Raw genomic sequence first — 23272 nt, forward strand, 5'->3', positions numbered from 1 at the left:
GTTTGTTGTATTTTGCGCTAGACATTAACCGTCATTTTGCCCTATCTTAGCGAAAGACTTGTTAGCTAACCATTATGAATAAAATTAAGGCCCTGTTCTGCATCGTCATCCCGATTGCTTTAGCTTTTTTATTTAATACGAAATTAGGCAATACGCCTCCATTATTAAAATTTTTAAATCCTTTTATGGGTTTTTGGCAAAATGCAGAGAACAATCATTTTATGTTTAACCATAAAGCGAAGATCAAAGGGGCAATCGATAAAATTGAAATCGTTTTTGACGACCGTATGATCCCGCATATTTTTGCTCAGAATGATCATGATCTATATTTAGCACAAGGTTATGTTACCGCTATGCACCGCCTTTGGCAAATGGATTTTCAGACGCGTTTTGCGGCTGGAAGAATTAGCGAAGTGGTGGGCGATAAAGCCATCGAGGTAGACCGGTATCAACGCCGGATGGGAATGGTTTATGGTGCTGAAAATTCTTTAAAAGGGATGATGGCCGATCCTAAGGCAAAAGAAATGATTTTGGCCTATACCGAAGGGATTAATGCCTACATCAAAACCCTTTCTAAAGCTAATTATCCGTTAGAATATAAAATTCTGGATTTTAAACCCGAAAACTGGACACCTGTAAAATGTGCACTACTGTTAAAACAGATGTCGGCAGTATTGGCCATGGGCTCAGATGAATTTTACATGACCAATATCCTGAAAAAATTTGGTCCGGAGGTGACTAAAAACCTTTTTCCGGATTATCCTTTCCGCGAAGATCCGATTATTCCTGTCGGTACAAAATGGAATTTTTCCCCATTACCCATACCTAAAACACCGGAAAGCTTCACGCAGGCGCAGACCGGCGACGTTAGAACAACCGAAAAAGTTGAAGGTATCGGAAGTAATAACTGGGCATTGTCTGGTAGTAAAACTGCATCAGGATATCCAATCTTAGCCAACGATCCGCATTTAGATTTAACACTTCCATCTATCTGGTACCAGATTCAGCTACATGCGCCCGGCGTAAATACCTATGGTGTTTCTTTACCTGGTGCCCCTGGCGTAATCATTGGCTTTAACCAAAAAATAGCCTGGGGAGTAACCAACGTTGCTGCTGACGTACTCGATTTTTATCAAATCAAATTTAAAGATTCGGCACATAACGAATATTGGTATAACAATAAATGGAATGCTACGCACAAGCGACTGGAAACCATTAAGATACGTGGCAGCAAAGATGAAGTAGATACGGTTTATTATACCCATCATGGCCCGGTAGTGTATTTCCAGAAACCAAAATACGGCAGGGCAGAAAACGTACCTGTTGGAGATGCACTTCGGTGGATTGCACATGATAAATCGAATGAACTCATGACGTTTTATTACCTTAACCGGGGTAAAAACTATAACGATTACCGCAAGGCTTTAACTTATTATACTGCGCCTGCACAGAACTTCGTTTTCGCCAGTGTTGATAACGATATCGCCATTACGCCCAATGGCAAGTTTCCTTTAAAATGGAAAGATCAGGGCAAATTTATACTGGATGGAACCGATCCTGCTTACGATTGGCAAGGCTGGATCCCGAATGCACAGAACCCAACGGTTAAAAATCCGCCACGCGGTTTTGTGAGTTCGGCCAATCAGTCTTCTACCGATACCACTTATCCATACTACATTAACTGGGAATTTGCCCCCTATGAGCGGGGTAAACGCATTAACGATCGTTTATCAGTGATGAACAAAGCTACTTCAGACAGTATCCGGTTGATGCAAACAGACAACTATAGTATCCTGGCACAAAATCTGGTTCCGGCTTTATTGCCATTACTGAACAATGAACAGCTAAATGCCACACAAAAGGAAGCTTTAGCTTATCTGCGCAAATGGAACAAACGTTATGATGCACACGAAATCGCAGCCAGTGTGTTCGAAATTTGGACCAAACGCTTATTGTATAATATCTGGGCAGATGAATTTGAAATCAAAGGTGTTCCGATGCGTTATCCCTCTAGAGACCGTACGGTGGAGATGATCCTGAAAGAACCCAATGCAACCTGGTACGATAACATCAACACCAATAAAAAGGAAACACTATCCGACCTGGTTAATGAAGCTTTTAGATTTAGTTGCGATAGCCTGGAAAGGCGCTTCGGACCAATAAGCAAAGATTGGAACTGGGCAAATGTAAAACAGACCAATGTACCACATCTGGCCAAAATACCGGGATTCGGCTCAAAGGTTTTACAGATTGGCGGTGCCAAAAGCACCATTAATGCTTTGAGCGAAACCAACGGACCTTCCTGGCGGATGGTGATTGAACTGGGTAAAACGCCGAAAGGGCATGGTGTTTATCCTGGTGGCCAGTCGGGTAATCCCGGAAGCAAATTTTATGATAACATGATCGATACCTGGGCAAATGGCAAATTATATGATCTGTTTTACATGCAAAATCCTGATGATAAATCGGGCACAGTTATTTCTCGTTTAAAAATATCTAAATAGTTTAAAATGGTTTTCATCGTTATATTAATCATCTGTTTCCTTTTACAAATGGTTGCCCCCTGGTGGGTCATCATCGTCATTTCTTTTGCCACCTGTGGTATTATTGGCAAAACAGGAAAAATAGCCTTTTGGCAATCTTTTTTTGCTATTTTTTTGCTTTGGATCGGATATGCTTTATTTAAAAGCCTGCCTAACGATAATGTACTCGCCGGCCGTGTAGCGGTAATGACCGGTATAAAAATATGGTGGGCATTGCTATTGATTACAGGATTTTTAAGTGGTTTAGTGGCCGGAATTAGTGGTTATTGCGGCTATCAGTTTCGCATGGCGATGCTGGCAAAAAAAACTGACGAGAAAATAGCATAATGCTTTGTACTTTTGCCTTGTGAATTTAACCGCTAACGAAATATTTTCTGTAAAAGACAGAAATGCATTTAATGCCATGGCCTTAAATATTTTTAAGCTACAGGCCCAAAATTGCAATATTTATCGCGAGTATATCTTCCACTTGGGTATGAATGCAGATGAGGTAACTGCAATTGAAAAGATTCCTTTTTTACCCATCAGCTTTTTTAAAAGCCATGCTGTTCTAAGCAGTAATGATCCTGTAGAAATTACCTTCAGCAGCTCAGGTACAACGGGTATGATCCAAAGCAGTCATCACGTAACCGATGTTAAGTTATATGAACAGAGTTACCTGCAGGCTTTTGCGCAGTTTTATGGGGATGTATCTGAATATTGCTTTCTGGCATTGTTACCATCTTATCAACAAAGATCGGGCTCTTCGTTGATTTACATGGTAAACGATCTGATCGAAAAGAGTGGTGACCCGCAAAGTGGTTACTTTTTAGATAACCATGAAGATTTGTTGCAGACGTTGCTCAATCTGAAAGCCAAAAAACAAAAAACAGTTTTAATTGGTGTAACCTATGCCCTGCTTGATTTTATAGAACAATACGACATCAGTTTTCCAGAGCTGATTGTAATGGAAACCGGCGGGATGAAAGGGAAACGTAAGGAAATGGTACGCGAGGAACTTCATGAGCAGTTAACCAAAGGATTTGGTGTAAAAACCATCCATAGCGAATACGGGATGACCGAACTGCTCTCTCAAGCCTATTCGTTAGGTGAAGGTATTTTCAATTGCCCGGGCTGGATGAAGGTTTTGATCCGCGACACCAATGACCCTTTAAGTTTAGTCAAAACCGGCAGGACGGGCGGCATTAATGTGATCGACCTGGCCAATATCAATTCGTGTTCATTTATTGCCACACAGGATCTGGGCAGAATCAATCCTGATCAAAGTTTTGAAGTATTAGGCCGGTTCGATCATGCCGATATCAGGGGATGTAATCTTTTGGTACAGTAATTCTTAATTTATTTTATCCGAGCAACCCGCGCACAAACCTGTAGCAATCAGATTAAGACGATCTACCTTAAATCCGGCCGGAACTTTCAATGCGGGAATTTTAACGGTATCTAAACAATAAATTTTATGGCAGTTATCGCAGTTAAAATGTACATGCTCATCATGATGCTCATGGGCACTGCAACCATCAGAACAGATGGCATAATTGGCGGTTCCCTGCTGATCCAAAACCTTATGGATAATCCCCTTCTCTTCAAAAGCCTGCAAAACGCGGTACAAGGTAACGCGGTCTGCATCCTTTCCCATCACCTGCTCTAAATAAGGTTGAGAGGTTGCAGAATCCCTTCCACTCAAAATTTCCAGCACCTGCAAGCGCGGAGCAGTTCTTTTAAGTCCATTCTTAACCAAAAGTTTTTCGAAACGTGCAGTATTATCTTCCATAGCAATACAAAAATAAGCAATTAATCAATGAGTTTGGCATTTTTGATGGTTATTGGCGGCTTGTAACTCGCATCCTTTTCTTCTAATTTTAAAATTCCCTGTACGTGAATAGGTTTCTCACTGTATGGCAGCGCATTTGCCATCTCAACCATAATCATTATGGGAATACCATTTTGGCCGCAAAAATAACACTGATTGATGGGCAAGGTGGCCAAAAGAAATTTCTGCTGCTTCTGTCCGCTTTTTATAGGGATCAGGTAACCAATTAAATCAAATTCCCTGTTTTCAAAACGCCTGATCGTTTCTGTAAAAAGAGGTAAGAGTTCGTTCTTATCAGTCAGTTCAAACTTTACCGAGGCAATTACATCCCAGTTTAAAGATCGCAACTGATCTTTTGGGCTATGTTTTTGCGTCTGTGCTCTAGCCCCATAAACTGAAAACAGAAGGAAAATAACGCATAAATATTTCATTTTTTTACTGCATCTAAAAGAAAAAAGACAGATCGGCTATCGCCAGAATCATTGATTATAAATTTTCCCCGAAGTGTAATGGGTTCTTCCGTCCATTTAATAGCTTTTAAAGTCTTCACTTCTATCATTGACGGGATATCGCCCGTACCACAATACGGGCAGGAAGCAATAGGTACCATAGAAAACATAAATTCGTTAAAGCTGTTGCCTACTTTGGTAGGAATAATATATCCCGGAAGCTCAATTATCTTATTATGTATGGCCTTTAGTGCAGGTGGAAAAACAGCCTGCCAAACCAAGGGCTTTACCTGTTTATCGTATTTTAAACCAACAAGGTTCCAGGTTGCGGTGCGTGTTTCGGTATGAACAGCTACCTGGGCAACGGTTTTAACGGAGATTAAGATCAAAAATACCAGCATACATTTCTTCATGATTGAATGAGCTTATAACAGTTTCGCATTTAAAAGAAAAAATTCGCTCCTATCATCACCAGAATCGTTAATGAGGAAGATTCCCCTAAGCTTAATGGGTTTTTCGGTAATAGGGATAGCTTTTAACATCTTTACCTGTACCATCGATGGAATATCGCCCGTACCACAATATGGGCAGGAGGCAATGGGCACAATAGACAGCATAAATTCACTGAATTTCGACCCCACCTTTGTTGGGATGATGTAGCCGGGCAGTTCAATTACCTTATTGTTTAGCGCCTTTAATGACGGCGGAAAAACACTCCCCCATTTTCGTGGCGCAATCTCGGCATCGTATCTTAGCCCAATTAAATTCCAGGTTGGCGTGCGCATGTCGGTATGTACCTTCACCTGCGCAGCCAATTCCCGGAAACCTAAACATAAAAAAACTAAAAAAACCAATTTCTTCATTACTTAACGGTCTTTTGTTAATGTTGCAGCAATATCAACTCTGTAAATCTGCATGGCCGGAATAAGCGAAGCCAAAGCGCCAATAAACAGCCCGATCCAGATCAGATATATTTCTTGCGGAAAGGCCGTAAGCCCTGTTAATTTCGCCTGCGAGGTTTCCTGATAAATTCCGATTAACTCCAGGGTGGCATGTCCGATGAACAACCCCAAAAAGGTGCCGATAAAGGTCACCAAAACCCCTTCAAACATGACCAGAAAAAATAGCTTAAATTTTGACGCACCTAAACAACGCATAATCGCAAGATCGTATTTCCGTTCTTTCATCGCATTGTAAAGGCTGATAAAAATGCTCATTGTGGCGACACTCATAATAAAAATGGCAAACCATTTTAGGGTGTCAATTCCTACCCCTATTAGCGAAAACAATCTGGCACTCTCCATTGCCGGAGAGGCTGCCTGCATATTGGTACTCTGGTTAACCATCCTTGGGAAAAATATAACCGACATGGGTGATTTATACTGGATCAATAATGCGGTAATCTGTTTATCGTTAATTTCTTTGGTCTCTTCTGTTGTAGCAGGGTTATGGTTTTCGGGATGCTTCTCTTCATGCATTTTGTACACACTGCCAATGTTGGTAAGGATCAGATTATCGGTTACATTTCCCTGCGGTTTTAAGATTCCCTTAACCTGATAAGCATGTTGTTTATGAACATCTCCGCTGCCGGTTAAACCATGCGCACCAAAAAAAGAATCGCCAATTTTGAGGCCAGATGTTAACGCCACATGGCTACCAAGTGTTACTTCTAAATCTTTATGCCAAAAACTTCCTTTTTGGATAGATAAACCATAAAGATTAGAAAACGTACTGTCGGTACCCACAATCCGGTAGCCATTATAATTATCGCCCAACGCCAGTGGCACAGCCCTTTTAACCATGGGGTTGTGCATTAATTGGTAAGCATCTTTGGCGGGAATATTCCCTGTTGGATAATCGATATGGTAAACGCTGCTTAATATTAACTGCAACGGACTTCCCTTTGCTCCTACAACCAGATCGATATCCTTTGCATTTTTCTCCAGTTTATTATTAATTTGTGTAGAAGCCAGGAAGAGGACAGACAAGATACCTACACCAAAGGCCACTAAAATAATATTCAGCATGGTGGTTAGCTTATTCCTGACGAGGTTTTTGCTGCTAATTTTAAAGATATTCATCGGAGTAGATAGGTTTTAGTAAGGTGATCCCGAACTCTTGCATCGTGCGTAGCAATGATTAGTGCAGCTCCATTATCCTTAGCCTGTGTAGTCAACATCTTGATTACCTGAAAAGCATTTTCATCATCTAAACTAGAAGTAGGCTCATCTGCGATCAGTAAATCGGGTTTATTTACCAAGGCACGCGCTACCGAAACCCTTTGCAACTGGCCTTGACTTAATTGATCAGGATATTTTTTTACCAGCCCGTCAATACCCAGATCAGCTAAAAGCGAACGGTTCCGTTCATGGTCTATTGGCAAACCGGCCATTACCGCTGCAAGTTCAAGATTATCAAGTACATCAAGAGAACGGATCAGATGAGGTCTTTGAAAAATGATGCCGATATGCCTACCCCTGAACTTGTCACGCTCAAGTGCAGACAAAGAATACAAATCTGTCCCGTTAATTAAAACTTCACCCTGGCTCGGCTTTAAAAGACCTGAAATGATATAAAGAAGCGTACTTTTGCCACTACCTGATGCACCCAATAAAAGCCATTGCTCCATATCGCCGATTTCCCAGCACGGAAACTTCAACCTCCTCCCCTGATCATAAACATGCGCCAACGAACTAAGCTTAATCATGACATACTGCTTTTTGCACTTTTTTAATCACCAGATTTTTTATCGCATAACGCCGGTAAAGCTCTATCCCATCGGTTGTGCCATGTTTGCAGGCTGGACTTAACATCGAAATAAACAATAAAGCGGGAATAAAGAAGATTTTATATTTCATCGGTATCATTAATTATTGGTGACCCATTGGACAGGTTTTGAGCATTCGTAAATTGATATAATGAGCAGCGGCAATGATAAAACCACCGATTGGAATCAAGATAGGTTCTAATAATTCGATGCCTGAAAAATGCCCGAAGGCTATACAGGCAAAGCCAGTAACAAGTACCAGAATTGGCGTGATACGACGGTGCTGTTTGCGATATGCAATACTTAAACTCCATACACCAATAACCAATGAAACTGCAATCATGGTAATCTCAACTGCTTCATTGACTAAAAAACCCAGCCCCCACAAAGGTAAAACGGTTATTAAAAAGGGTAGTGCAGCGCAGTGTATTGCACAAAGTGTGGAGGCCGTAATGCCTATCCGGTCGAGGTTGATTTTGTATATCCGTTGTTTCATTCCAATAAATTTTACGTTTCAAATATAAAAGCAATTTAGTTGCATTTAAAATATTCAGTCTTATATTTGCAACATAATTGCATTAAAATGATAAAGAAATTACCCGTAACCGTATTGAGCGGTTTTTTAGGTAGTGGTAAAACCACGCTTCTTAACGCGATATTGAGAAATAAGCAAGATTTAAAAGTAGCCGTCATTGTAAACGACATGAGTGAGGTAAATGTTGATGCTGCTTTGGTTAAAAATCAGCATTCCTTATCTAAAACAGATGAGAAACTGGTAGAAATGAGCAATGGTTGCATCTGCTGTACCCTGCGTGAAGACCTCATGATTGAAGTGGAAAGATTGGCGAAAGAAAACCGCTTCGATTACCTGCTGATTGAGAGTACCGGAATATCCGAACCCATTCCGGTAGCGCAAACCTTTTCATTTATAGATGAAGCTTCGGGCATTGATCTGAGCAGGTTTAGCCGGTTAGATACCATGGTAACTGTTGTAGATGCTTATAATTTTTATCAGGATTTTGGCTCGGCAGACAAACTTGCCGACCGGAACATGGTTGATGACGTGGCAGACCGTCGTACCATTGTTAACCTGCTCACCGATCAGATTGAATTTGCCAATGTAATTTTATTGAACAAAACCGATCTGGTAAGCGAAACCGATCTTAAAGTATTGGAAGCATTAATTGCCAAACTTAATCCTGCAGCTAAGATTTATCAGACAGTTTTTGGAGAAATAGATCCGGGTTTGATCTTAAATACAGGCTTATTTGATTTCGAATCGGCATCAGACGGGGCTGGGTGGAAAAAAGAACTGGAAGAAGTTCATCTGCCCGAAACAGAAGAATATGGAATAAGTTCGACCGTATTCCGCTCCAAAAAACCTTTTCACCCTGAAAGATTATGGCATTACCTTAATAAAGAATTCCCACAGAATATTATCCGTTCAAAAGGGATTTTCCACTTAGCTGCCATGCCCGAACAGGCCATTAATTTCTCGCAGGCAGGCGGCTCTTTGCGTATCGATTTGGCGGGGGTTTGGTGGGCAAGTATGCAGCAGCAAGAACGAGAACAATACGCAGACTATCGGGAAAATAGAACTGAAATTGATATGGAGTGGGATAGTGATTTCGGAGATCGCAAAAATGAGCTGGTCTTTATCGGACAGGAAATGAACAATGAAGAATTAAAAAAATCACTGGAATATTGTCTTTTAACAGATACAGAAATTAAAAATTATAAAACAGAAAATGGCTTTAGTAACCCTTTCGAGCGTATTTTGACTTAAAAGATTAAAATAAGTCGATAAAGTAGTTAAAATGGTAGTTTTTCGATGAGATGCGTATGTTTTTTTTGCATAAATTTGATTTACCCTATCAAACCCATGCTTATTATGAAATCCTCAGAAGAATTAACTTTGATTAATACCCGCCTGTCTTGTCCAAAATGTAAAAATTTCGAAACCTATCGTGTGCCAAGAGGTTTTATCTTTAAAACCCTTATGCCATGGGTTGCTGTTAAGCGATACAAATGCTATAAGTGTTTTAATAAGTTTTATGTATTTAATTAACATCTTACCTTAAAGTTGCCTCAAGAAATCAGGAAAGAACATCCAAGTCTTTCGAAAGGCATGCCCATTATAATGTTTGCGCATTACAATAATTTCGTTAAGCTTAACACTGGCCAAGCTTAGCAGTGAGCCGTTTTGCAAATTAACATCAAAAGTTTGATGAAGGGAGGTTTTTAAGAAAGTTAAATAATGTCTTTGATAGAAAAAATTAATCAAAATTTTGTTAATTTTGATTTACGGGATAATCTTAAATAAAGCATGCCAGGTCTGAGTGTAATATCAAAACGGTTGAAAAAGCTATCTGAGGTTCCAGATAAAAAAGAAACCATTTTTCTGGGTGATATCAGTAAGGAATTCCGACAGGATTTACAACAGTTCATTTTTGGAGAAACCCTGACCATCAAAGATGGGAGAGCCGTAATTGGGAAAAACCTTTACAAAAATTGGCTTCTTAAAATAAAAACCAAGGGGTTTGATTATGATATTAAATTTCTTTGATGGATATTCTAGCGAAGTTAAAAAAGATCGATCGCCTAAAAAAAAAACTAGACAATTTTAACATAAGTGAAGATTGGGATCATGATTTTATCGAAAAGGTCAAGATCGATTTCACCTACAATTCAAACAAAATCGAAGGTAATGCGCTTACTTATGGGCAGACCTTACAATTACTAAAAGAATTTGTTGCTCCTAAAAATACTTCTACCGGCGATTGTTTGGACATCTTAAATCATCAACAGGTGTTAGATGAAGTTTTTGAGCAGTACCAAGCAACCGAAATTACAGAAGCAAATATCAGACGTCTTCACAAGGTTTTGATGCAAAGTCCTGATCAATGGGCTGATTCCATCCATTATGATCCGGGGAAATATAAAATTCTCGAGAATGTAACTATACGCCCTTCAGGTAAAGTCCATTATTATAACCAGCCGGAAGAAGTATCCTCAGCCCTTGCTGATTTGATAAAAGAGACGAATAAACGTTTGTCTCTTTTAATTACCGGTAGGAATAATGATCACATTTTAAAAATTGTAACAGATTTTCATTTTATTTTCTTAAACAACATTCATCCCTTTCGCGATGGAAATGGTAGAATCGCCAGGATCATGATGAACATTATCCTGCTTAAATCTAAATACCCACCAATTTTCATAAAATCTATAAACAAGGTGGAGTATATGAATAGTTTTGAGACAGAAGGAAATCATTCGGGATCGATGCTAAACTTCATGGCCGACCGATTGATTGAAAGCCTCAAAATCAAAGAAAAACCTTTAAAAACCAGTTAGTTAAATTTATTGATCAATTTGCCTTACCTGGAGTAACTGTGTCAAAAATTTAGCGTATTTATTTTTCAGACTGGTAGATCTTTAAATACTCTATACTAATTCGTAACAATATGATTTAACGGAAAGGATTTTAGGAGATTAACATCCCTTTTTTTATTTTAAATTTAAGCCCAATGAACAAATCTTTTATGATCAGTTTCATTGGGCCTAAACACTAACCTGCAATTAAAAGGAAATAGTTTTTCTTTCCCTTTTGTACCACAATAAATTGATCATTAATCAGGTTTGCGGTATTAAAAACCTGCATCACATCAGCTACTTTTTCTTTGTTTACAGAAACACCCCCACCTTGTATCAGCTTTTTGGTTTCGCCTTTAGAAGGGAAAACAGGCGTTTTTTCTGCAAGCAAAGTAGCCGCATCAATCCCGTCGGCCAATTCAGATTTCGAGATGGTGAATTGTGGAATACCTTCAAACATTTCCAATACCTGATTTTCGGTCAAAGTTTTTAAGAATTCCAAAGATCCGTTGCCAAATAAAAATTCAGATGTTTTAATAGCCGTTTCTAAAGCTTCAACTGAGTGAGTTTTGACCGTAATATCCTCTGCTAAAGCTTTTTGAAGGATACGCAGATGCGGTGCCGCATCATGCTCCCTTTCCAGGGCTTCGATTTCTTCTTTATTTTTGAGCGTAAAAATGCGGATCCATTTTTTCACATCATCATCTGAGGCATTTAACCAAAATTGATAGAATTTATATGGAGAAGTTTTCTCGGGATCAAGCCAAACTGCACCGCTTTCAGTTTTACCGAATTTGGTTCCATCAGCTTTTTTTATCAACTGTGTAGTAATGGCATAAGCGGTTCCGGCATCCTTTCTTCTGATCAGCTCGGTACCGGTAACAATATTTCCCCATTGATCGGATCCGCCCATCTGCACCAAACAGTTTTCGTTTTTCCATAAATGATAGAAATCATAACCTTGGATTAATTGATAACAGAATTCGGTAAAAGACAAACCCGAATCACCTTCCAAACGTCTTTTAACACTATCTTTTGCCATCATGTAGTTTACGGTGATGTGTTTACCTACATCCCTAATAAAGGTAAATAGGTTCATATCCTTAAACCAATCGGCATTATTAACCATTACGGCACCATTTCCACCTTCTTCAAATTTTAAGAATTTAGCCAGTTGCTTTTTCATTCCCTTCAGGTTGTGTTCAATCATTTCAGGGGTCTGAAGATTACGTTCATCAGACTTGCCTGATGGATCGCCCACCATCCCGGTAGCACCACCAACCAAAGCAAAGGGCTTGTGACCGGCATTTTGAAAATGGATCAGTGTCATGATCTGCGTTAAATGACCCACGTGCAACGAATCTGCAGTAGGGTCAAAACCGATATAACCGGAAGTCATACCTTCATTTAACTTTTCTTCAGTATCCGGCATAATATCATGCAGCATGCCACGCCATCTTAACTCTTCAACAAAATTCGTCATTGTACAAACACTTTAATAATGTGCGTGCAAAGATAAAATTTTAGCTTGCTTTAAAGCAAATTAGTTGGTTTTGTAAAACGAGTTATCGCAAATGATTTTTACCACCGGCCTTACTAACCAATATTTTATCATCGGCTCTTTACAACCATAAGAGAAAACATTACCTTGCGGGATGAACTTTTTATCACATTATTATTTTGACCGGACAAATAGTGATGCCAATGTGGTAATGGGAACGGTTCTGCCAGATTTAATCAAAAATGCCGTGAAAGAGGCCAATTTATATCCTCAAAAGAATGAATTTATTTTTAAAGGCAATCCTGACGAAGAAAGTCTGCTTCTGGGCTGGAAAAAGCATTTAGCTGTCGACCTGCTTTTTCATTCTTCTAATTTCTTCTTAGAAAAAACCACTGAACTTAAACAACTCATTAAACCTATTGTAGAAAATACAACTGTTCGTCCATCATTTCTAGCCCATATTGGACTGGAGCTATTGTTAGATCATTTATTGGTTGAACAAAACTTAATCCAGGTAAATCATTTTTATGAAAACTTGAGTGCGGTAAAAAAAGAATCATTAAGTGATTTCCTGGAACATTGTAACTTTAAAAATCCGGAGTTATTCTTTAATTTTTTGGAAAAGTTTATCAGCAGCAAGTACCTGCTGAGTTACCAGAAACTCGAAAACATCAGTTATGCCCTGAACCGGATCTGTATGCGTTTATGGCCCAAAACATTGGAAGAAAAACAATTACAGCAGCTTACCTTTGAACTAGGTATTTTCAAAACTGCCTTGAAAAACGATTATATGGATATTTTTGAGGAGATAGAGAAAAAACTATGATTTAACTCTTATATTATACTCAAGTGCTACATAATCGCTGTAAGTCTCATTAGTGTAGCAAATATTAAAATTGCTTTTTACATAAAGCAATAATTAAAAAAAATGCTTTTTTAATTTAACAATATCACGGTTAACTAATTTTCCAGATACCAAGTCAAATCTTCAAAAAAACTCCAACGCCTTTTTTTACCATTCGATCTATAAAACCACTTTATCCTTTTTCTATATTTGTGATATGTCGCTAACTGCAATAAAAGAAGAAATGGATGCCCTGGTGGCCGAATTAAACCAGCACAATTATAACTATTATGTGCTGGCGATGCCTACCATTGGTGATTATGAGTTTGATAAAAAATTAAAGCACCTTGCTGAGCTTGAACAGGCCAATCCTGATTTCGCCGATCCGAATTCGCCAACCCAGCGCGTAGGTGGCGATATCACCAAAAATTTTGTCACGGTAAAACATAAATACCCCATGCTATCGCTGGGGAATACTTACAATGAACAGGATCTCCGCGACTTTGACGAACGCATCCGTAAAGCCATTGGCGACAATTTTCAATATGTATGTGAGTTAAAGTTTGATGGCCTATCCATCAGTCTTACTTATGAAAATGACAAACTTTTACGTGCCGTTACTCGCGGCGATGGCACCAAAGGTGATGATGTAACCAACAATGTAAAAACCATCCATACCATTCCGCATCAGATCAAATCTGCAGTAGCACCTGATCATTTCGAAATACGTGGGGAGATTTTTATGCACAAAGCGGCTTTTTTACGCTTAAATGCTTATCGGGAAGAACTTGGTGAAATCCCTTACGCAAACCCACGGAACTTTGCTTCTGGCACTATTAAAATGCAGGATAGCAAAGAAGTGGCCAAACGGCCTTTAGATGGTTTTATATACTTCCTGTATACAGACAAAAATGAATTTAAAACCCATTGGGAAAGCTTAAATGCCGTAAAAGAATGGGGCTTTCATGTTTGCGAGCATACCAAACTGGTTTCAGGTATCGACGCTGTTTTAGCATTCATCCATCACTGGGAAAACGAACGTTTTAAATTAAGTTACGATATTGACGGTATCGTAATTAAGGTAAACAGTTATGCACAACAGCAGGAATTGGGTTTTACCTCTAAATCACCGCGTTGGGCCATTTCATATAAATATAAGGCGGCAGAGGTTGAAACGGTTCTGGAGAAAGTCACCTATCAGGTGGGCAGGACGGGAGCAGTTACACCAGTTGCCAATTTAAAACCTGTTTTATTGGCCGGAACTACCGTTAAACGTGCTACTTTACACAATGCCAATGAGATAGACCGCTTAGATTTACATGAAGGTGATACAGTTTATGTTGAAAAGGGTGGCGAAATTATCCCTAAAATTATTAAAGTAAATCTGGAGAAACGGTTGCCTGGATCGAAAAAGGTCCATTATCTTGATCATTGCCCTGAATGCGGAACGGAACTGATCAGAAAAGAAGGGGAAGCGGTGCATTATTGCCCTAATGATGAAGGCTGTCCGCCGCAGATTGTTGGAAAAATCCAGCACTTTATTTCGCGAAAGGCCATGAATATTGATGGGCTTGGTGATGAGACCATCGAGACTTTTTATAAGCATGGACTTATAAAACACATTAGCGATTTATACACCCTACATGAAAAGGCAGATCAGCTTAAAACCTTAGACCGTTTTGGGGAGCGTTCAATCGAAAATATGCTCAAGGGCATTGAAAAATCTAAAGAAATGCCTTTCGAAAAAGTGCTTTTTGGCTTGGGCATCCGCTACGTTGGTGAAACCGTTGCAAAAAAAACTGCTGCCGGAGTAAGAAATATCGACAATCTGGCAAAGGCTACCGTAGAGGAATTGATCGCTATTGATGAAATCGGACAGCGCATTGCGGAGAGTATTGTTGAATATTTCGGAAAATCTGAGCATTTAAGGCAGGTAGAATTATTAAAATCAGCCGGATTGCAGTTTGAAATTGAAGAAAAGGTAATTACATTGGATAGTGACCGACTTATTGGAAAAACATTCGTAATTTCGGGCGTTTTTGAAAACTTTAGCCGCGATGAGCTCAAAGATATGATTGAAGCCAATGGAGGCAAGATGCTAAGCAGTATTTCGGGTAAATTAAATTACCTTGTAGCAGGTGACAATATGGGACCATCGAAACTGGAAAAAGCGAACAAACTAAACATTCCGATCATTAGCGATGCTGAGCTATTGGAAATGATAAAATAAAAATTAACTACAAAGGCACTAAGACAAAAAAGTTTTAGTTTTTGTTGGCAAGTATAAATAAAACATCCCTACAATTATTAATTTTTTAGGATCCTGCTTCATCGGGATTTATTATTAAAAAAAATAGGGATGAATGAAAAACTGATTGCAAGGCGATTGTAAATGCGGCTTACCGCGTACATGTAGAATTAGGACCAGGTTCGTTAGAATCTGCATATGAAAAGTGCTTGATTTATGAAGTGCAGGAATGTATATTTTATCGCAATTAAAAGTTCCCGTGATATACCGGGGAATTAAACTTAATTGTAACTACAGAATTGGCATATTGGTAGAGCAAAAAGTTGTGGTGAAATTAAATCAGTTAATTTTTTAAATGAAGTACATCTGGCACAAATCATTACCTATTAAAATTAGCAGATTGCAAACTTGGTTTACTGATCAATTTTAATGTAGCAAAAATAAAAGACGGAATTAGGCGGGTAATAAATGGCTATTTATTACCTAAAAATAAAAGCCTTGCTGCCCTTTGTGGCTTCGCGGTAAAAACAAAAAGTAAATAATATAATGAACAAATTTCAGGGTACTGGTGTAGCGTTGGTTACGCCTTTCAACACAGATGGATCAGTTGATTATAATGGCTTAAAAAACCTGATTAATCATTTGGTAGAAGGAGGGATAGATTACCTCGTTTCTTTAGGTACAACCGGCGAAACCGCTACAATGACCAAGGACGAGAAGAAGAAGGTGTGGGCCTATACTGCTGAAATTAACAATAACAGGTTACCATTGGTTGCCGGTATTGGAGGGAATAATACTTTAGCTGTAGCTGATGACATTAAATCTTTCGATGCTACAGGTTATAGTGCAATTCTATCTGTTAGTCCTTATTACAACAAACCCACACAGGAGGGAATTTATCAGCACTATAAATATTTGGCTGAAATTTCGCCATTGGATTTAATCCTCTATAATGTTCCCGGTCGTACGATGAGCAATATGAGTCCGGAAACGACTTGCAGGTTGGCTCACGATTTCAAAAACATCATCGCGACGAAAGAAGCATCAGGAAGCTTTGATCAGTTCAACCAGATTATGAGGGATAAACCTGAAGATTTTTTATTAATTTCTGGCGATGACCCGATTACCTTGCCTATGATTGCTTTGGGCGCTTCGGGAGTAATTTCCGTAATTGCAAATGCGGTTCCAAAACCTTTTACAGACATGGTTAATTTATGTTTGCAAGGCAATTTTAACGCGGCTAATCCTTCCCACTTAAATTTGGTAGAGTTTACGCGTTTAGCCTTTGCAGAAGGAAATCCGGCAGGAATTAAAGCTGCTTTAAAGCATTTAAATATCTGTGGGGATACGGTGAGGTTACCACTGGTAAAAGCTTCATCATCTTTAGAACAATTAATTATTGCAGAACTTGATAACATAATTCAAACGGCTTAATCGCGTGCTTGAATAAATAAAAAGGCTTCCAGATTCAAAATTTGGGAGCCTTTTTTGGTTTGGTAGGAGTTATTTAAACAACATCGGCGCAAATGCTGATAAATAATCCCGCCAGTTCGACCACGTATGACCACCCTCACTTTCTTGATAATCATATTTGAAGTTCATTCCATCAAGCTTTTTTCTAAAATCACTCACATTTTTATATAAGAAATCTGTTTTACCTATCGCAATCCAGTATAAGTTGTACCCATTTTTCTTTTGCGCTTCCAGTTTCAAGTCCAGATCTTTGTAAACAGGGTTTACTGCACTTGCAGGGGGCAATATCGCCGGAGAAAACAAACCGACATAACCAAAGGTTTTAGGATAATTGGCTGAGATAAACAGGGAATGAAATCCACCCATTGATAAACCAGCAATGGCACGGTCATGCTGCGTTTTACCGGTACGATAGTTTTTCTCTGTAAAATCTATAATTTCCCGAAAATAGGATTCCATGTCACCATTAAAAACATCAGGTGTCATCATAACTGGCTTATAGAGTCCTTTTGAAGATTCTCCCGGTGCCGCCGTGTTACTGGTGTGGCCATTAGTCATCACCACGATCATCGGCCTGGCTTTGCCTGCGGCGATAAGATTATCCAGGATCTGAGAAGCTCTACCGAGTTGCATCCAGGCTTCTTCATCCCCTCCAACACCATGTAACAGATATAAAACAGGATAATTCCCTTTCGATTCTTCATAACCTGGCGGCGTGTAAACAGTAATTCTGCGACTGGTTTTAAGCCCATCGGATTGATACCAGCGTTTTGCCACCGTTCCATGCGGTACATCTTTAACCATATATAAATCTGCCTTGCCATTTCCCACTAAAAATACGTTTACAACAGAGGATACATCTCTGATCAGGTAAACATTGCTTGGATCCCGGATTTTCAAACCATCCACAATAAAACTGTAACTGTAAAGTTCCGAGCTTAAAACTGCCGAAGTATATGACCAAATACTATCTGTTCCCAATTTCATTTCCTGCGTGGGTGGAGTATTTGGCTTCGAAACCAAAAAATCACCCTGTATCTCTACCTTCCTGGCGTTTGGAGCTTTAAGCCTGAAAGTAAAAGTACCATCAGGATTCATTTGCGGCGAAATCACTTCTTTCTGACGGCCAAAATTTAAATTTTCCTGTGCATACATTAACTGCGCACAACCAAGTAGTATAAGTAGAATTAGTTTTTTCATGGTAAGAATAGGGTAATCGTGATGATTTGATTTTATCTAATAAAACAATGGCCTCTTCGTATAAAGAGGCCATCTGGTATCATATTTATTTAAAGTCGCTTAAGCTTTATTTTTGGTTTCCTGAACTTCCAGACGGATGGCCTGGGCTAAGTTTTTCAGATCCTGCATACCTTTACGTACACGGGTTCCTGCCGCACTGTTGCCTTTGTTATAAAATTTGTCTGCATCAGCTTCCAAAGCTGCCACTAAACTTTTTACTTCTTCGAATTTTTTCATTTTTGATTACTCCTATGGTTCTTTAAAGTTTTAGATTTAATTATCTAATTTAAAGGGTTTAACGAAATAAAAAAATTTTGAAACAATAAAAAAACAGCCTCCTAAACCGTTTTTTTCCACACGCTTAGATTTATAAACATACAATTTAAAAAACCGACTAAACAAACAACTGATACACAGCTATTTAAAATAAAAACTTACCAAAAAAAGCCCTTTAAACAGGTTTAAAGGGCTTTGTAAAATTTTCATTGATCTTAAGCCGTAGCGAAAAGATTCTCTTTATAATATCCGTTTTCTAACTTTTCCGCAACTTCGCTAAAAGCGTCTAAAGTACGTTGTACATCTTCCAGCGTGTGTACAGCCGTTGGAATTAAACGCAATTCAATCATACCTTTAGGAATGACCGGATATACTACGATTGAGCAGAAGATACCATAATTCTCACGCAGATCGAATGTAAGTGCTGTAGCATCAGAAAGTTCGCCTTTCAGGAAAACCGGTGTAACTACCGAATCAGTAACACCCAAATCGAAACCACGCTCACGCAATCCTTTCTGAAGCGCTGTGGCAATTTCCCAAAGTTTATCTTTTAACTCCGGACGGCTTTTCAATAGCTCTAAACGTTTCAATAATCCAATTACCATTGGCATTGGCAAAGCTTTGGCAAAAGTTTGTGAACGCATATTGTATCTCAGGAAATTCGTAATTTCTTCGGTAGATGCAACGAAAGCACCAATACCGGCCATTGATTTGGCGAAAGTACCGAAATATACATCGACTCCGTCAATACAATCCTGGGCTTCATGTGTACCCGCTCCTGTTTTACCCATGGTACCAAAACCGTGTGCATCATCAACCAGTATACGGAATTCGAATTCTTTTTTAAGATCTACAATTTCCTTTAATTTACCCTGTGCACCGCTCATACCAAAAACACCTTCGGTAATTAACAAAATACCGCCGCCAGATTCTTGCGTTAATTTGGTAGCACGCTCTAATTGTTTACGGGCGCTCTCGATATCGTTGTGTTTGTAAACAAAACGTTTGCCCATGTGCAAGCGCAAACCATCAATAATACAGGCGTGCGATTCGGCATCATAAACGATTACATCGTTACGATCAACCAGGGTATCAATAATCGATACCATCCCCTGGTAACCATAATTTAATAAAAATGCATCAGGCTTGCCAACAAAAGCGGCCAGCTCCTGCTCCAACTGCTCGTGAAACTTAGAATTGCCACTCATCATGCGGGCCCCCATAGGATAAGCCATACCATATTGAGCTGCAGCTTCTTCATCTGCCTTTCTTACTTCCGGGTGATTGGCTAAGCCTAAGTAGTTGTTTAAACTCCAAACCAAATGCTCTTTTCCTTTAAATTGCATATGTGGTGCAATTTCTCCCTCTAATTTTGGAAACGAGAAATACCCATGAGACCATTTCTGGTGTTGACCGATTGGGCCCATGTGTTTCGCTATTTTATCAAATATATCCAATGTATTACCTGTTTTTTTATTATTAAATTTTGCGAATTTAAGCTTTATTCAGCTTAAAATCAACCTCATGATCTTTTTAAGTATCAGCTAAGCCTTCTAGTGCTCCAATTGCATGCCAAAAAAGCCCCGATGTTACAACGGGGCTTTAAATGATATCTGGTTGGTTTTAATCAACGTTATCGTGCAGAAAAGAATTATTAGGTCTGATCTCTGTACCGCCGTCCTGATCGTTGCTTAAAGTAAACCTGCTTACCTGCGATTCAGAGGAATGCTGCACTTGTTGCAACTGCATTTGCTTGCGTTTATAAGCGGGTTCGTTTTCCAGCTCCTGTAAACCATTGGTGGTGCGCAATTTCATGCTCAGATCTTTTAAACGCAAAATACGTTCTTTAGATTTTTTCAATTGCTCTTCCATTGATTCGTCACTTTTATCGTCATCTAAGCCAACCACCGGCATCTCGATTTCAGGTTCAGGCTGCGGCATAGGAGCTGCCTTGGCAACTGGTGTTTCGAATACAAAATTGGTTTCAGCCAATTTAACTTCGAACTCAAATCCGGTTTCTTTAGCTTCTTCTACCTGGGGCTCCTCTTCAATTAAAGTATGGCGAACCACATTATTTTCGGGCTCCTGAACTTTTTGAGGTTCAGATTTACTGAACATCCCACCAAAAAGATCTGCCTGCGAAACTTCTTCCTTGGTTTTTAGAACAGGCTCATAAGATGGTGCTGCTTTAGGTTGAATGAAAGAATTTACTGGTTCAACCGGACGAACGAGCGGTGCTTCTTCTGGTGTTAACAGTGATATTTTCTTTTTATTTTTTTCTTCTTTTACACGTTCTTCTGATGTTTGGAAACCTGTTGCAATAATGGTTACAGAAAGTTTATCGCCTAAAGATTCGTCTGTACAGTTACCCCATATTAAATCGGCTGATAAACCAGCTTTCTCCTGGATATAATCGGTGATGATTGAAACCTCATCCATGGTTACTTCACGTAAACCCGAACTGATATTCAATAGAATATAACGGGCTCCTTCGATTTCATTATCTTTTAATAATGGGGAAGCCAGAGCACCTTCTACGGCCTGTAATGCACGGTCATCGCCCTCTGCGGCGAAACTACCCATAATGGCCACACCGCTATCTTTCATTACGGTACGAACATCCTTAAAATCCACGTTGATATAACCTGGAACCGTAATAATTTCTGCAATGCCTTTTGCAGCCGTTGTTAAAATATCATCGGCCTGACCAAAGGCAGAACCCAAGGTTAAGTTTCCGAAGATTTCGCGCAGGCGGTCATTAGAGATCACCAGGTAAGAATCCACATATTTTTTCAACTCTTCCATTCCCTCGTCGGCCTGTAGTCTACGTCTTTTTCCCTCGAAAGAAAATGGTGTAGTAATGATGGCTACAGTTAAAATGTCAAGTTCTTTAGCTGCTTTCGCAATGATTGGTGAAGCGCCTGTTCCGGTACCGCCGCCCATTCCGGCTGTGATAAAAAGCATTTTGGTGGTATTACCCAACATGGCCTTAATATCATCTATATTTTCTATAGCGGAGTTTTTACCAACTTCAGGAATGGAACCAGCCCCCATTCCTTCAGTTAAACTAGCGCCCAATTGAACCTTGTTAGGTATAGGACTAGATTCCAAAGCCTGGGCATCGGTATTACAAATAATAAAATCTACACCAGTAATACCAGACAGGTACATATGGTTCACTGCGTTTCCGCCACCACCTCCAACACCAATAACCTTGATGATTGAAGATTTATCTTTTAACATTTCGAACTGCATATATTTATGAATCAGTTGTTTAAAAATTTTAAATTCTGTTCATTACTCCATGTAATATTAACATTTTTTCAACAGACGTTTTCCACAAGTGTTAAGAATGTGGAAAACTCTTGTTTTGTTGAAAAATAATTAGCTTTTCAGGTAATCTTCATCACTTACATTCATATCATCCTGAATGAATGTTCTTGTTTTTGCCAGTAATTTATCGAACAAACCTGGTCCACGTTTCTCTTTCTCTTTGGCCGTTTTTGGTTTTTCTACAAAAACACCAGGCTGTTTCATTTCTTCAATCAACTCTTCTGCTTTCTGAATCCCTTTAATTAGCAAACCCACACTGGTTGCATACATTGGGCTTTTCAGATCATCGTAAATGGCTTTAGGCATATCTTCGTATTTAGACAAATGCTCGTTCGGATAACCGATACGGCAGTCTAAACCGGTTACATACTCAACCGCCTGAGATAAGTGCTTTAATAAAGCACCACCACCGGTAATCACAATACCACCGATCAGTTTTTTCTCATATCCGGAAGATTTGATCTCGTAATACACGTGTTCAATAATTTCTTCCATGCGTGCCTGAATAACATAGGCCAGATTTTTGACCGAGATTTCTTTTGGTTCGCGGCCACGTAAACCAGGAACGCAAATAATTTCGTTTTCTTTGTTCTCTTCAGCCAATGCCGAACCGAAACGCGTTTTCAACAACTCAGCCTGGTTACGCATTACAGAGCAACCCTCTCTGATATCTTCGGTAACACTATTGCCACCAAATGGGATCACAGCGGTATGACGAATAATACCTTCGTGGAAAATAGCAATATCTGTAGTACCACCACCAATATCAACCAATGCAATACCCGCTTCTTTTTCTTCCTCGCTCAACACCGATTCAGATGAAGCCAATGGCTCAAGAATTAAATCCTGAGTTTGCAAGCCTGCATTATTTACACATTTGATGATATTTTTCACCGCCGTAACCTGACCAGAAATGATATGGAAATTCGCTTCAAGGCGAACTCCTGCCATACCGATCGGATCTTTGATTCCCGGCTCATTATCGATGGTAAATTCCTGCGGCAATACATGGATGATCTCCTCACCCGGAGGCATCACCAGCTTGAACATATCGTCAATCAACTTATCGATATCCTTTTTACCGATTTCGTTGTTTAATTCTCTTCTTGTTAAAATACCTCTATGCTGTAAGCTCTTAATGTGCTGACCAGCGATCCCCACATTTACCACCTGTATTTCTACATTGGATTGTCCGCTTGCCACTTCAACAGCCTGAGCAATACCCTGCACTGTTTTTTGGATGTTAGAAACCACTCCGCGCGTTACCCCGGCTGATTCTGCCTTTCCTATTCCTAAGATTTCTATTTTACCGTGCTGCGTTCTACGGCCAACGATAACACAAATTTTTGTAGTACCGATATCCAATCCTACTACGATGGGCGACTGACTGGTAAATTTTGCCTTGTCCATATTT

23 protein-coding genes and 1 pseudogene are annotated in these 23272 nt (G+C 39.3%); 10 read left to right on the plus strand and 14 right to left on the minus strand.

Annotated features, from left to right (window positions below):
- Positions 1–74 precede the first annotated feature (74 nt).
- The 3 genes from QZ738_RS18780 to QZ738_RS18790 are packed head-to-tail and all read left to right on the plus strand — an operon-like array spanning position 75 to position 3873.
- Complete coding sequence (locus QZ738_RS18780) at positions 75–2504, plus strand: penicillin acylase family protein (protein WP_293789436.1); 2430 nt, start codon at positions 75–77, stop codon at positions 2502–2504.
- Between the two features lie 6 nt (positions 2505–2510).
- Positions 2511–2870 (plus strand): hypothetical protein, encoded by a 360-nt coding sequence (locus QZ738_RS18785; protein ID WP_293789437.1) that lies wholly within the window; start codon positions 2511–2513, stop codon positions 2868–2870.
- Positions 2871–2889: 19 nt separating this feature from the next.
- The gene (locus QZ738_RS18790) at positions 2890–3873 is read left to right on the plus strand and encodes an acyl transferase (RefSeq protein ID WP_293789439.1); all 984 of its coding nucleotides are present in this window, start codon (positions 2890–2892) and stop codon (positions 3871–3873) included.
- 3 nt (positions 3874–3876) lie between these two features.
- Here QZ738_RS18790 and QZ738_RS18795 read toward each other — a convergent pair whose 3' ends face one another.
- Genes QZ738_RS18795 through QZ738_RS18830 form a run of 8 tightly spaced genes read right to left on the minus strand, consistent with a single transcriptional unit; the run spans position 3877 to position 8065 of the window.
- Positions 3877–4314 (minus strand): Fur family transcriptional regulator, encoded by a 438-nt coding sequence (locus QZ738_RS18795; protein ID WP_293789441.1) that lies wholly within the window; start codon positions 4312–4314, stop codon positions 3877–3879.
- A gap of 20 nt (positions 4315–4334) precedes the next feature.
- Positions 4335–4784: a hypothetical protein gene (locus QZ738_RS18800; RefSeq protein ID WP_293789443.1), complete on the minus strand. Its 450-nt coding sequence runs from the start codon at positions 4782–4784 to the stop codon at positions 4335–4337.
- Positions 4781–5215, minus strand: a complete 435-nt coding sequence (locus tag QZ738_RS18805; RefSeq protein WP_293789445.1) for a hypothetical protein — start codon at positions 5213–5215, stop codon at positions 4781–4783. The genes QZ738_RS18800 and QZ738_RS18805 overlap by 4 nt, the downstream gene beginning before the upstream one ends.
- Positions 5216–5227: 12 nt before the next feature.
- Positions 5228–5665 (minus strand): hypothetical protein, encoded by a 438-nt coding sequence (locus QZ738_RS18810; RefSeq protein ID WP_293789447.1) that lies wholly within the window; start codon positions 5663–5665, stop codon positions 5228–5230.
- 3 nt (positions 5666–5668) lie between these two features.
- On the minus strand, positions 5669–6883 hold the full coding sequence (locus QZ738_RS18815) for an FtsX-like permease family protein (RefSeq protein ID WP_293789448.1): 1215 nt from the start codon (positions 6881–6883) through the stop codon (positions 5669–5671).
- Positions 6880–7509, minus strand: a complete 630-nt coding sequence (locus tag QZ738_RS18820) for an ABC transporter ATP-binding protein (RefSeq protein ID WP_293789450.1) — start codon at positions 7507–7509, stop codon at positions 6880–6882. The genes QZ738_RS18815 and QZ738_RS18820 overlap by 4 nt, the downstream gene beginning before the upstream one ends.
- Positions 7502–7660 (minus strand): hypothetical protein, encoded by a 159-nt coding sequence (locus QZ738_RS18825; protein ID WP_293789451.1) that lies wholly within the window; start codon positions 7658–7660, stop codon positions 7502–7504. The genes QZ738_RS18820 and QZ738_RS18825 overlap by 8 nt, the downstream gene beginning before the upstream one ends.
- Before the next feature lie 12 nt (positions 7661–7672).
- Positions 7673–8065: a MerC domain-containing protein gene (locus QZ738_RS18830; protein ID WP_293789453.1), complete on the minus strand. Its 393-nt coding sequence runs from the start codon at positions 8063–8065 to the stop codon at positions 7673–7675.
- An 87-nt stretch (positions 8066–8152) separates the two neighbouring features.
- Between QZ738_RS18830 and QZ738_RS18835 the strand changes: the two genes are divergently transcribed.
- From QZ738_RS18835 to QZ738_RS18845, 3 genes are all read left to right on the plus strand, one after another.
- The gene (locus QZ738_RS18835; RefSeq protein WP_293789455.1) at positions 8153–9355 is read left to right on the plus strand and encodes a GTP-binding protein; all 1203 of its coding nucleotides are present in this window, start codon (positions 8153–8155) and stop codon (positions 9353–9355) included.
- A gap of 570 nt (positions 9356–9925) precedes the next feature.
- The gene (locus QZ738_RS18840; protein WP_293789456.1) at positions 9926–10135 is read left to right on the plus strand and encodes a hypothetical protein; all 210 of its coding nucleotides are present in this window, start codon (positions 9926–9928) and stop codon (positions 10133–10135) included.
- Positions 10135–10926 carry a Fic family protein gene (locus QZ738_RS18845; RefSeq protein ID WP_293789458.1) on the plus strand — a complete coding sequence of 264 codons (792 nt, stop codon included), beginning with the start codon at positions 10135–10137 and terminating at the stop codon, positions 10924–10926. Before QZ738_RS18840 ends, QZ738_RS18845 begins: the two co-directional genes overlap by 1 nt.
- A gap of 214 nt (positions 10927–11140) precedes the next feature.
- On the opposite strand, the gene tyrS is transcribed toward QZ738_RS18845, so the two are convergent.
- On the minus strand, positions 11141–12427 hold the full coding sequence (tyrS, locus tag QZ738_RS18850) for a tyrosine--tRNA ligase (protein WP_293789460.1): 1287 nt from the start codon (positions 12425–12427) through the stop codon (positions 11141–11143).
- A gap of 172 nt (positions 12428–12599) precedes the next feature.
- On the opposite strand from tyrS, the gene QZ738_RS18855 reads away from it, so the two are divergent.
- The 4 genes and pseudogenes from QZ738_RS18855 to dapA all read left to right on the plus strand — a co-directional run bounded on the left by QZ738_RS18855 (position 12600) and on the right by dapA (position 16971).
- Positions 12600–13271, plus strand: a complete 672-nt coding sequence (locus tag QZ738_RS18855; RefSeq protein ID WP_293789461.1) for an ACP phosphodiesterase — start codon at positions 12600–12602, stop codon at positions 13269–13271.
- A gap of 235 nt (positions 13272–13506) precedes the next feature.
- Positions 13507–15519 (plus strand): NAD-dependent DNA ligase LigA, encoded by a 2013-nt coding sequence (ligA, locus tag QZ738_RS18860; RefSeq protein ID WP_293789463.1) that lies wholly within the window; start codon positions 13507–13509, stop codon positions 15517–15519.
- A gap of 155 nt (positions 15520–15674) precedes the next feature.
- Positions 15675–15892, plus strand: a pseudogene (locus QZ738_RS21395) (GxxExxY protein).
- A 191-nt stretch (positions 15893–16083) separates the two neighbouring features.
- Positions 16084–16971, plus strand: coding sequence for a 4-hydroxy-tetrahydrodipicolinate synthase (dapA, locus tag QZ738_RS18865; protein WP_293789465.1), 888 nt, complete (start codon positions 16084–16086; stop codon positions 16969–16971).
- 69 nt (positions 16972–17040) lie between these two features.
- Here the strand turns inward: dapA and QZ738_RS18870 are convergent, their stop codons facing one another.
- From QZ738_RS18870 to ftsA, 5 genes are all read right to left on the minus strand, one after another.
- Positions 17041–18210: an esterase gene (locus QZ738_RS18870; protein ID WP_293789467.1), complete on the minus strand. Its 1170-nt coding sequence runs from the start codon at positions 18208–18210 to the stop codon at positions 17041–17043.
- A 99-nt stretch (positions 18211–18309) separates the two neighbouring features.
- Positions 18310–18486 (minus strand): histone H1, encoded by a 177-nt coding sequence (locus QZ738_RS18875; protein ID WP_090982499.1) that lies wholly within the window; start codon positions 18484–18486, stop codon positions 18310–18312.
- A 254-nt stretch (positions 18487–18740) separates the two neighbouring features.
- Entirely contained in the window at positions 18741–19982 is a 1242-nt protein-coding gene (locus QZ738_RS18880; RefSeq protein WP_293789469.1) for an aminotransferase class I/II-fold pyridoxal phosphate-dependent enzyme, read from the minus strand.
- Between the two features lie 166 nt (positions 19983–20148).
- On the minus strand, positions 20149–21780 hold the full coding sequence (gene ftsZ / locus QZ738_RS18885) for a cell division protein FtsZ (RefSeq protein ID WP_293789471.1): 1632 nt from the start codon (positions 21778–21780) through the stop codon (positions 20149–20151).
- Between the two features lie 129 nt (positions 21781–21909).
- Positions 21910–23268: a cell division protein FtsA gene (ftsA, locus tag QZ738_RS18890; protein ID WP_086545007.1), complete on the minus strand. Its 1359-nt coding sequence runs from the start codon at positions 23266–23268 to the stop codon at positions 21910–21912.
- Positions 23269–23272: the final 4 nt, after the last annotated feature.

This window comes from uncultured Pedobacter sp. (assembly GCF_913776295.1).
Classification (GTDB): Bacteria; Bacteroidota; Bacteroidia; order Sphingobacteriales; family Sphingobacteriaceae; genus Pedobacter.

Excerpts from the sequence above, each read along its gene's own strand:
- QZ738_RS18815 (WP_293789448.1), bottom strand. The coding sequence starts at position 6,883 with ATGAATATCTTTAAAATTAGCAGCAAAAACCTCGTCAGGAATAAGCTA.
- QZ738_RS18835 (WP_293789455.1), top strand. The coding sequence starts at position 8,153 with ATGATAAAGAAATTACCCGTAACCGTATTGAGCGGTTTTTTAGGTAGT.
- QZ738_RS18795 (WP_293789441.1), bottom strand. The coding sequence starts at position 4,314 with ATGGAAGATAATACTGCACGTTTCGAAAAACTTTTGGTTAAGAATGGA.
- dapA (WP_293789465.1), top strand. The coding sequence starts at position 16,084 with ATGAACAAATTTCAGGGTACTGGTGTAGCGTTGGTTACGCCTTTCAAC.
- ftsZ (WP_293789471.1), bottom strand. The coding sequence starts at position 21,780 with ATGCAGTTCGAAATGTTAAAAGATAAATCTTCAATCATCAAGGTTATT.
- ligA (WP_293789463.1), top strand. The coding sequence starts at position 13,507 with ATGTCGCTAACTGCAATAAAAGAAGAAATGGATGCCCTGGTGGCCGAA.
- tyrS (WP_293789460.1), bottom strand. The coding sequence starts at position 12,427 with ATGACGAATTTTGTTGAAGAGTTAAGATGGCGTGGCATGCTGCATGAT.
- QZ738_RS18800 (WP_293789443.1), bottom strand. The coding sequence starts at position 4,784 with ATGAAATATTTATGCGTTATTTTCCTTCTGTTTTCAGTTTATGGGGCT.
- QZ738_RS18870 (WP_293789467.1), bottom strand. The coding sequence starts at position 18,210 with ATGAAAAAACTAATTCTACTTATACTACTTGGTTGTGCGCAGTTAATG.
- ftsA (WP_086545007.1), bottom strand. The coding sequence starts at position 23,268 with ATGGACAAGGCAAAATTTACCAGTCAGTCGCCCATCGTAGTAGGATTG.
- QZ738_RS18875 (WP_090982499.1), bottom strand. The coding sequence starts at position 18,486 with ATGAAAAAATTCGAAGAAGTAAAAAGTTTAGTGGCAGCTTTGGAAGCT.
- QZ738_RS18845 (WP_293789458.1), top strand. The coding sequence starts at position 10,135 with ATGGATATTCTAGCGAAGTTAAAAAAGATCGATCGCCTAAAAAAAAAA.
- QZ738_RS18805 (WP_293789445.1), bottom strand. The coding sequence starts at position 5,215 with ATGAAGAAATGTATGCTGGTATTTTTGATCTTAATCTCCGTTAAAACC.
- QZ738_RS18855 (WP_293789461.1), top strand. The coding sequence starts at position 12,600 with ATGAACTTTTTATCACATTATTATTTTGACCGGACAAATAGTGATGCC.
- QZ738_RS18810 (WP_293789447.1), bottom strand. The coding sequence starts at position 5,665 with ATGAAGAAATTGGTTTTTTTAGTTTTTTTATGTTTAGGTTTCCGGGAA.
- QZ738_RS18785 (WP_293789437.1), top strand. The coding sequence starts at position 2,511 with ATGGTTTTCATCGTTATATTAATCATCTGTTTCCTTTTACAAATGGTT.
- QZ738_RS18825 (WP_293789451.1), bottom strand. The coding sequence starts at position 7,660 with ATGAAATATAAAATCTTCTTTATTCCCGCTTTATTGTTTATTTCGATG.
- QZ738_RS18820 (WP_293789450.1), bottom strand. The coding sequence starts at position 7,509 with ATGATTAAGCTTAGTTCGTTGGCGCATGTTTATGATCAGGGGAGGAGG.
- QZ738_RS18830 (WP_293789453.1), bottom strand. The coding sequence starts at position 8,065 with ATGAAACAACGGATATACAAAATCAACCTCGACCGGATAGGCATTACG.
- QZ738_RS18780 (WP_293789436.1), top strand. The coding sequence starts at position 75 with ATGAATAAAATTAAGGCCCTGTTCTGCATCGTCATCCCGATTGCTTTA.